We start from the raw sequence: 8383 nt of genomic DNA, 5'->3' as shown, positions 1-8383 counted from the left end.
TGTCGCAGAAACGCGCGGCCTGTTGCGGAGCGAGGTCATGATCGCCGCGCCGTTCATGTCAACTGGATCGGCCCGGCAGGTGCCGGCTCCGATGGAGGGGACCGTTCGCCGAGCTGTGAACGGTCCCCTCCATCACCTCGAACGTCGCTCGTTTGCCCCGAGCGACCAGGCCCTCGCGCCCGCCCCGATCAGAGCGCGAAGTGCACCGCGAACCTCTGGTACACCTGCTCCTTGGCCGTCTTCGCCCTTGGCGAGTAGGCGGCGTAGAAGGACTTGCCGCATTCCAGGTCCTTCAGCGCCGCCTTGATCTCCTTGTCCAGGTACGGCTTGGCCTGCTCCGGCTTCAGCGGCGGCATCAGGGCCAGGGTGCGGCCCTCGGGCGTCTTCGGCAGCGGGCTCTTGCGCAGCTTCTTGGCGACTTGCGTGGCCTGCTTCGTGAACGTCGACCGGCCGCGTTCGGCCAGGGCCGAAGGCTTGGTGTCGCTGATGCCCAGGCACGCGGCGAACCGCTTGCCGAGCCGCACGAGCCGCTTGTCCTTGTCGAGAGTGGCCACGGACGTGTCCAGTGCCGCGTTGAGCTGGGTGAGGTAGTCGCCCCGCTGCGAGGTGACGGTGAGCCCCAGGTGCTTCGCGGCCGCCTCGGCGAAGCAGGCGTCGTCGGCCGCGCGCCATTCCTTGAGCTCGTCCGCCGTCATCGCCATCAGGTTCTTGTTGTTCACGCTTTCCCCGGACACCGGGTTGACCGCCGGGTCACGCGGATAGACCAGCTTGGACCAGACGCCGAAGCCGTACTTGGCCCGGTGCGCGCGCAGCGCCTCATAGTCGCCGGCCAGCCGCTCGCGCTCTCCCGGCTGCCACGTGTGCTTGACGATCGGCTCTGCCAGGTAGGTGAGCCCCTTGTCCTGCATGCAGGCCGCCCTGGTCTCCTCCATGGCGGCCTTCTTCTCGTAGGCGGCCTGCGTCTCCGGTGAGGGGAGAGCGCTGAACGTGCCGATGAGCAGGGCGGCTGCGACGGCCTTGGTGGTGATCAACATGGTGTGCTCCTTCACTTGGGCATGCGAAAGCACGCATGCGAAACGGGCGCATGCGCAACAGCGGCATGCGAATCAGAACGTCCGGCCGAATGGCCGGATCGGGGGAGGTCTCAGCAGGGGATCTGCATGCGAGACGCGTTCGGCGACACCTCGGGCAGACCGGGGACGACCTCGACGGTGAGCACCGCGGTGCCGTTCGCCGTGCCCTTCCTCTTGATGACCTCGCCTGTGGGCAGTTTCGCCTTTCTGTCCCTGGTGTTCACCGTGCGCTCGCCCAGGTAGCGGTAGGTGTGCTTGTCGAAGATCAGGTCCGAGCGAGTGCCGTCGCCCTGGTCCATCCCGACGGCCAGGCCGGGCCGGCCCGCGACGTCCACGGTGTCGGGGATGAGCACGATGCCGTCCAGTCCCGCGACCACCTGGTAGAGCGCGGCGCTCAGGCTGGGGCGAACCACCGACTCGGCGACCAGGCCCTGGAGGGAGGACCACATGCGCAGCGGATCCGGGCCCGTGTCGGCCATGATCTTCGCGCGCACCTGCGCGGGGTCCGTAGGCCAGCCGCGCAGCCGGGCGTAGGCCGGTCGGCCGGGGCAGGTCGCGGGCTCGTACAGGGTATCCTCGACGCCGAAGTCCCAGCGGCTGCGGGGCGCCGGGCCCGTGGCCGACACGGACTGCTCGCGGCTCAGCCAGGGTTTGCCGACATCGGCCGCCTCCCAGCGTTCCTCGTTGACCAGCACCTTGGTGTACTGCGGCGTGCCGGCCTCGTCCGCTGTGAACAGGCTGCGCTGGGCCAGCCTCCTTGTGTGCACGTACTGGCCGCGGGGCGGCACCGTGTCCGGCTGCTCGGCGGCGGCCCGCGCGGCCAGCTTGAGCAGTGTCTGAGCGTCGGCGGGCGGTGCGGCGAGCGGGGTGCCCGGATCGGAGCCGCCCAGGCCCACCTGGGCGGCGAGGATGCCGACGGTGAGCGCCGCCGCCATGGCGCCGGCCAGGGCGACTCGCCTGGTACGCAGGAGGGCGCCGGGACGGGCGAGCATCCTACGGCCACGCGGGCGGGCGGGCGCTCCCCGTTGGCCGGGACGGGCGATCGTGGACATCAGGGCAGCCCGGGAGGCCGCCAGGTCGTGCGCGCTCGGCTCGGTCGTGTCGGCCCACAGGCGGCCGACCTCCTCCATTTCATTCATGGTCTGTCCCTTCCAGAGCCTGGCGGATCTTCTTGCGTGCCCGGTTGAGCCGGGAGCGGACGGTCCCGACCGGGATGTCCAGCGCCTCGGCCACCTCCTCGTACGTCAGCTTCGCCCACGCCACCAGCAGCAGCGTGTCCCGGTCTCCGGCGCTCAGCCCGGCCAGGGCCGCCACGAGCGGCTTGTTCACCGCGAGCGTGTTCACGCCGTTCTCCACCAGCCCGCCGCCGATCTCCGCCGGGTGTACGCCACCACGCACGTACGCCCGGTAACGGGCCGCCTCGCGCCTGCGCCTCTTGCCGATCACGTTCGAGGCGATGCCGTACAACCAGGGGCGGGCGTTGGCCTGGGAGAACCGGTAGAGGTGCCGGTGCTCGAACGCCGCCAGGAACGTCTCGGACACCACGTCATCGGTCGCTTCCGGACCGAGCCTGCGGGCCGCGTAACGGTGCAGGGCGGGAGCATGCCGGTCGAACAGCGCGGCGAATGCCTGAGGTTCCCGCAGGGAACGGCGGATCAGGTCGGTGTCGGCGGCCTCGGCTGTCGCCGGTTCGGCCATGAACAGTTCAGCTCCTTCGCGAGTGCGGGCAGATTCGCCTGTTCTTACCGCTGCTCCGCCGAAGAGTTCACACCGGGGCCCGGCGATTTCCGCTCAGCCGCGGCACCAGCCGTACCCCCTTGACGCCGTGCAGCAAGCGGCGCCGCCCGGCCGGGCCAGCGCGGCGCTGATCTCCAGGATCGGCTTGCCCAAGCTCAAGAGCACGGCCGGCTCTGCGAAGTCGTCGCGATCGAAGCGAGCCTTACCACCGCCGGTCGGAGGCGGTGTGGCTCAGGCCGACGGCACGGCCCGCAGGTGTCGTGCAACGCCACCGGCACCGGCAACACCACCATGTGGGGCAAGTGCTGGAACAACGGCACCAGGACCGGCGAGGCGCGGCTCGTCCGCTGGTGCAGGAACGCGCTCGACAGCGGCTCCAGGCAGCACAGCACGGGCTGGAAGAAGATCGAGCCGGCAGACGGTCACGTTCGTGGGCGGATGCACGTTCAAGGCTCGCAGCCCGGCGTGCCAGGTCCGCTGACCTGGCGGGTGTCCCTGCCCGAACCGGTGCCGGGCAGGGGATCCTGGCGTCAGCCCACCGCGTACGCGCGCGTCACGGTCTGTGTCACACGGCCGCCTCGGCTGTCGGTGACAGTGGCGCGCAGGGATACGTACCCGCTGGTAGCGGGGTTGGCCAGCAGCGCGGCCCGGCCGGAGCCGGACGGGACCACCGGCACCGGACGCCAGCTTCCGCCGTCGTCGAACGACGCCTCCAGCTTGATCGTCACGACCCGCGCCTCTTTAGCGCCGGGGTTGCGCTCGACGCGGATGGGGATTCGGGTCAGGGACCGGGGCTTGGCGCGATTGTGGTCGTCCAGCCCGGCGGGGACGTAACGGACCGCCATCAGGGGCAGCGCTCGTGCCTGGGTGGTCCGCTCCGAGCGGAACGTCCACACCGACTCGATGGCCGTCGACAGCGTGCCCTGCCGCTGGGCGGACGCGGTCAGCGTGTAGTCGGCCGCCTCGGCCGGGAGCTGATGGGCGTCCAGCAGGCATCGGGCGGGCTGGAGGTAGGCGCACCCGGCCAGGTCCGCCCTGGCGAGCACCGCACCGCCGCGGGCCAGAGTGAGCGTGCCGGTGGTGGAGCTGTCGGCACCGGTGAGGGAGGTCGCGTCGGTGAAGAGCCGGTCGGCGCTGAAACGCAGCCGGTCACCGTCGCGATCGCCGGCCGGTGTGCCGAACGCGGGGCCGGTCACGGCGGCGTTCCAGGTCTCCTTGACGGTGCCGCGTTGGAGGACCCCAGTCGTGCCGGCCACGACGTGCGTGCCCGTCCCCACCTCCGTCGTCCAGGCGAACCCGGGCGTCCGGTAGTGCGTCATCGTCCCGGGCAGGTCCATGGCAGGGCTGGCGTAGGGGAAGACGAAGTTCCAGGGGTGCCCCGGAAGCCGGACGCCCACGGCTGCCCGGGCCCGGGCAGCCGTGCCGGGAGCCCGGTAGCTCGCCTCCACCTTCACCAGCTCGCTCGTCCGTGCCGTGTAGGTGGGATCGTCCGGGATGCCATTCTCGTGGTACTGGACCAGGTCGTAGCGGTACGGGCTCGGCCGGGTGTCCTTCTTGTGCCAAACGGTCCTGGCCAGGTACGTCAGACCAGGCGTTCTGACAGGGAGCGCGTAGTAGGTCATCCCGCCGCCGCCGGCCATGAAACCGAACATCCAGGACCCGTTGATCAGGTTCATCTCCAGCAGATCGGCCTGCTGAGCGGTCGGCTCGTCCACCGCGAACCTCACCTGCCGGCCCTCCCGCACGTCGAGCGTCACTTCGCGGTCGGCGTCGGTCAACGGCACGGCCTGGTGCGCGGTCATGGTCACCTCGTCGTCACCCACGTCGGCGTAGAGGTTCCAGTCACCCTTCGGCAGACGGACCTTCGCCACACCACGCTGGAAGAACAGCAGCTCCCGGCCTCCGGTCTTGAGGTCATAGACCTCGCCGGAGCTCACGAAGAGCGGCTGGCACTCCTTGCCGACGGCCTTGACGGTCAGGTCGTACAACTCGGGCTCCACGTACGCGCCCGCGAGGGTGCGCACCACGATGTCGCCGGACCTGGCGGTGACGGTGCCCGCGTAGTCGCCGGGGCCCTTGCCTTCGGCGTGGATCGTCAGCTCGACCGAGGCCTCTCCCTCGGCGGGCACCTCCAGCCGCTGCTGTTCCAGCCGCAGCACGTCGTTGGAGGTGGTGAGGTCCAGGGTGACCGGGGTGTCGCCGGAGTTGGCGTAGGTGAGGGTCTTGGTGGCCACCCGCTCGCCGGTGCCGTTCCAGGGGAACGTCTCCCAGACGTTGCCGGTGGTCGCCACCACGGGCTGGGCCAGGGCACGGACGAGGTCCACCTTGCCCGCGCCCTCCTGGTACGGCGTGGCGCTCCCGTTCGGGGTTGCGCTGCCGATGAGCGCCGCCTTCAGCCGCGCCCCGTTCCAGTCGGGGTGCCGCTGCGCCAGGATCGCCGCCGCGCCCGCCACGTGCGGCGCCGCCATCGACGTGCCACTGTGCGCCACGTACGGCCCGTCCGCGGTGCCCGCCGCGGCGGCGGCCATGATCTCCACACCCGGCGCGGTCACGTCCGGCTTGATCGCGTGATCGCCCTTGCGGGGCCCGGCGCTGGAGAAGGACGCCTTCATGTCGTCCCGATCCACCGCGCCCACGGTGAGAGCGGCGTCGGCGCTGCCGGGACTGCCCACCGTCCCAGCGAGCCCGTCGTTCCCCGCGGAGATCACGAACAGCGCGCCGGTCCGCTCCGACAACGTGTCGACCGCCTGCTCCAGCGGATCCGCGTCGGGCGTGTCCGGGCCGCCGAGGCTCATGTTGACCACCTTGGCCTTGACCTCTACGGCGGCCCACTCCATGCCAGCCAGGATGTGGGACTCGAACATCACCCGATCCCCCACCTTGCCGAGGGCGATCTTCGCGTCCGGGGCCACGCCGCGCTGCTTGTCTCCCGCGCCCGCGACGATCGACGCCACATGCGTGCCGTGGCCCACGTTGTCGCGCGCGTCGGTGCCGCCGGTGAAGTCCCGCGCCTGCGTGACCACGCCCTTCAGATCGGGGTGGTCGGGGTCGTAGCCGGAGTCCAGCACGGCCACCGTGACTCCCTTGCCCGTCAGGCCCTGCTGCCACGCCTGCGGAGCGCCGATCTGCTTAACGCTCCGGTCCAGGTTGAACGAGCGTTTGCCGTCCAGCCACAGCTTCGTCTTCCCGCCGCTCAACGTCCGAGCGCCGCCGACCAGGCCCTTCCACGCCTCGGCCGCGCTCTCCTTCGGCACCTGCATGGCCGACATGCCCAACTGGGACAGGTGCCCGGCCTGCCTCGCGCTCCGCGGGGCGGGCACGTCGCCCTGTGCGATCAACGGGATGTCGCCCCGGCGTTCGTCGCCGTACCCCCACTCCAGCAGCTGCGTCACGTCGAACAGCCGCTCGTCCAGCACCCCCTGCGCCACCAGCGCGAACGCGTCGGACGGATAGACGTGCAGGTGCCCATCACGGTACCGGGTGGAGTAGCGGACCCGCCTGCCCGGCCCCGGCTCCACCCGGTGACCGGCGGGGGTGACGACAACCCGGTCGCCGGTGAGCAGGGTCACCGTGCCCAACCGGTCGCTCCCCTGTTGCGCGAACGCCTGCCCGGAGTCCTGCCCGCCGGGATCGGCGGGCACCTGCACGCTCGCGAATCCCACCGACCCGGCCAGGACGGCGGCGACCAAGCCACTGCCTAAGCTCATGCGCACCTCTCCGATGATTGAAGATCGACACCAGCTATTGCCGCCGGACGGCCATAAGGTTCATGACGTTTCTCCGGGCCTCTCCTGAACGCGCCCGCAGAGCCGGACATCTGCTGAGACGTGACCAAGAAACCGAGACAGGCCGCGCAAGGTCGCCGCCCCTCTGGCCCAGGCCGGTTACCGTGTCATCGCCCCCGATTACCGGGGTGCCGGCGCCTCGACCAAACCCCGCCAGGGATACGACAAGTGGACGATGGCCGGTGACATCCACTACCTCGCGCACGACATCCTGGGCATCACCGAGAAGATCTCCGTGGTGGGTCACGACCTCGGGTCCATGCTCGCGCTCAGCTACACGCTGCGCTCCCGCCAGGACGTGGCCACCGTCACCTTCATGGAGGCGCCCCTGCCCGGCACCGACTATTACGAACAGCGCAAGACCGCCAAGAGCGCCTGGCACTTCGACTTCCACGCCCAACCCGACATCGCCGTCTACCTCACCCACGGACGCGAGCGCTGGTACATCAACCGGTTCTACGGCGACCTGACCTACCAGCCCGACGCGATCACCGGAGCGGACCTGGACGTCTACGCCCGCGCGTTCGAGGCCCCGGGCGCGATGCGCGCCCTGTGCGAGATCTACCGCGAACTCGACCACGACGCCGAACTCAACCGCGCAGCCCTGGACAGAGACGGCAAGCTCACCATGCCCGTCCTGTCCACCGGCGGCGCCGAGCAGACACTGGCCAAAGAACGACGAGCCCATGTGCCGCCAGATCGCCGACAACGTCTACGGCCACCTCATCCCCGGATCGGGCCACTGGGTGTCCGAGGAACGCACCGACGAGTTCGTCGCCCTGTTCACCGACTTTGAGAAATCGGCCCGCCGTACCCCGGCCCCGGCCCCGGCCCCGGCCCCGGCCCCGGCCCCAAAGTAGCGCTCTGTAACCACCCTCGCGGACAGTAATGGCACCGTCCGCCCCTGTTTCATAAGTGACCTGTCATGACTCTCCCCCGAAGAAGTGGGCCCCGCCCACAGATCACTTGCTTCCCAGCAAGATCACTTCCCACACCTACGGGGGCTCTGGCCCGTAATCGGTGGTGGCGCTGGGTGATCCCTGCCAGGCTGCGCCGTGCTGAAGATCGACGATCTTACGGATGTTGTGTTCGCGGGACTGTCTGCCCTGGTCATCGAGGGTGTAGAGGACGAGGACGACCGCATCCGGGTGATGGCCCGTACGCGTGACGAGCCGATGCCGTGCCCTGTGTGTGGGGTGCCGACCGGTCGAGTGCACGGCTACGCCGGTCGGACGGTCAGGGATGTGCCGGTCGACGGGCGGCCGGTGATGGTGTCGCTGCAGGTTCGGCGGCTGGTCTGCCCAGCGCGGGGATGTCCTCGACAGACCTTCCGTGAGCAGGTTCCTGGGCTGCTTGAGCGCTACCAGCGTCGGACGAACAGACTTACCGGCCAGTTGGGCGCGGTGGTCCAGGAACTGGCCGGCCGGGCCGGTGCTCGGCTGTCGAAGGTTCTGGCTGTCACGATCTCCAGGTCCGCTGCGCTGCGCCTGCTGATGCGGTTGCCGCTGCCACCGCTGCGGGTCCCGCGCGTACTGGGTGTCGATGACTTCGCTCTCAAGCGACGGCATCGGTATGCCACTGTCCTCACTGACGCCGAGACCGGCGAGCGGATCGATGTCCTGCCCGGCCGCGGTGCCGATCTGCTGGAAGCATGGCTGCGATCGCACCCCGGGGTCGAGATCGTCTGCCGGGACGGGTCGGGTGCCTATGGGGAGGCGATTCGACGTGCTCTGCCGGATGCGGCGCAGGTCGGGGATCGGTGGCATCTGTGGGCGAATTTCTGCGACG

General features: G+C 70.0%; 5 protein-coding genes and 1 pseudogene. 2 read left to right on the top strand and 4 right to left on the bottom strand.

The window, feature by feature from the left end; translation table 11 throughout:
* Nucleotides 1-188 precede the first annotated feature (188 nt).
* From KME80_RS48680 to KME80_RS48665, 4 genes are all read right to left on the bottom strand, one after another.
* Complete coding sequence (locus KME80_RS48680) at nt 189-1034, bottom strand: hypothetical protein (RefSeq protein ID WP_219519465.1); 846 nt, start codon at nt 1032-1034, stop codon at nt 189-191.
* A gap of 110 nt (nt 1035-1144) precedes the next feature.
* The gene (locus KME80_RS48675; RefSeq protein WP_219519462.1) at nt 1145-2212 is read right to left on the bottom strand and encodes a CU044_5270 family protein; all 1068 of its coding nucleotides are present in this window, start codon (nt 2210-2212) and stop codon (nt 1145-1147) included.
* On the bottom strand, nt 2205-2771 hold the full coding sequence (locus KME80_RS48670; RefSeq protein ID WP_219519460.1) for an RNA polymerase sigma factor: 567 nt from the start codon (nt 2769-2771) through the stop codon (nt 2205-2207). Before KME80_RS48670 ends, KME80_RS48675 begins: the two co-directional genes overlap by 8 nt.
* 569 nt (nt 2772-3340) lie before the next feature.
* Complete coding sequence (locus KME80_RS48665; protein ID WP_219519458.1) at nt 3341-6517, bottom strand: S8 family serine peptidase; 3177 nt, start codon at nt 6515-6517, stop codon at nt 3341-3343.
* A 142-nt stretch (nt 6518-6659) separates the two neighbouring features.
* Between KME80_RS48665 and KME80_RS48660 the strand changes: the two are divergent.
* Nucleotides 6660-7391, top strand: a pseudogene (locus KME80_RS48660) (alpha/beta fold hydrolase); the annotation flags it as partial.
* A gap of 259 nt (nt 7392-7650) precedes the next feature.
* Nucleotides 7651-8383: ISL3 family transposase (locus KME80_RS48655; RefSeq protein ID WP_443682026.1), on the top strand; the 733-nt coding region annotated here is incomplete at its 3' end.

The sequence above is a fragment of the Nonomuraea ceibae genome (assembly GCF_019396325.1).
Taxonomy (GTDB): Bacteria; Actinomycetota; Actinomycetes; order Streptosporangiales; family Streptosporangiaceae; genus Nonomuraea; species Nonomuraea ceibae.
The sequence above is the reverse complement of the archived record's forward strand: the minus strand, read 5'-3'. Positions and strand labels throughout refer to the sequence as shown.